Genomic DNA, 930 nt, shown 5'->3' on the forward strand with positions numbered 1-930 from the left:
GCGGAGGAACAGGAGGTCTTGTCCCGCTATGTGGGCTGGGGCGGACTGCCGGATGCCTTCGACCCGGACAAGGAGAACTGGTCCAAAGAATACACGGAGCTGAAGGAGGCCCTGACCCCGGAGGAGTACGACTCGGCCCGGGGCTCCGTCCTCAATGCCCACTACACCAGCCCCGCCGTCATCCGCGCCGTCTATGAGGCTCTGGAGCACATAGGCTTCCAGCATGGCAACATCCTGGAGCCATCCTGCGGCGTGGGCAGCTTCTTCGGCTGTCTGCCGGAGAGCATGGCCGGGTCGAAACTGTACGGCGTGGAGCTGGACAGCATCAGCGGCCGCATCGCAAAGCAGCTCTACCCCAGGGCCCATATCACCGTGGCCGGCTTCGAGACCACGGACCGGCGGGACTTCTACGACATCGCCGTGGGCAACGTGCCCTTCGGAAATTACCAGGTGAACGACCGGGCCTACAACAAGCTGGGCTTCTCCATCCACAACTACTTCTTCGCCAAGGCCCTGGATCAGGTGCGCCCCGGCGGCATCGTGGCCTTCCTCACCAGCCGCTACACCATGGACGCCAAGGATTCCGCCGTGCGCCAGTATCTGGCCCAGCGGGCGGACCTGCTGGGGGCCATCCGCCTGCCCAACAACGCCTTCAAGGCCAACGCCGGCACGGAGGTGGTGTCGGACATCCTGTTCCTGCAAAAGCGGAGCACCCCGCAGGTCACAGAGCCGGAGTGGGTGCAGACCCGGGAAATGCCAGAGGGCTTCATGGTCAACCGCTATTTTCAGGAACACCCGGAGATGGTACTGGGCCAGCCCGCAGCCGAGAGCACCCAGTATGGGAAGCAGGACTACACCGTGGCGCCCATCCCCGGCGCGGACCTTGCCCAGCTGCTCCACGATGCGGTGGGCCATGTCCAGGGCCGCTAT

1 protein-coding gene is annotated in these 930 nt (G+C 64.7%); it reads left to right on the forward strand.

What is annotated here, in order from left to right:
* Positions 1–930: N-6 DNA methylase (locus tag B5F94_RS15940; RefSeq protein WP_158100320.1), on the forward strand; the 930-nt coding region annotated here is incomplete at both ends.

Source organism: Flavonifractor sp. An4 (assembly GCF_002161755.1).
Lineage (GTDB): Bacteria > Bacillota > Clostridia > Oscillospirales > Oscillospiraceae > Flavonifractor > Flavonifractor avicola.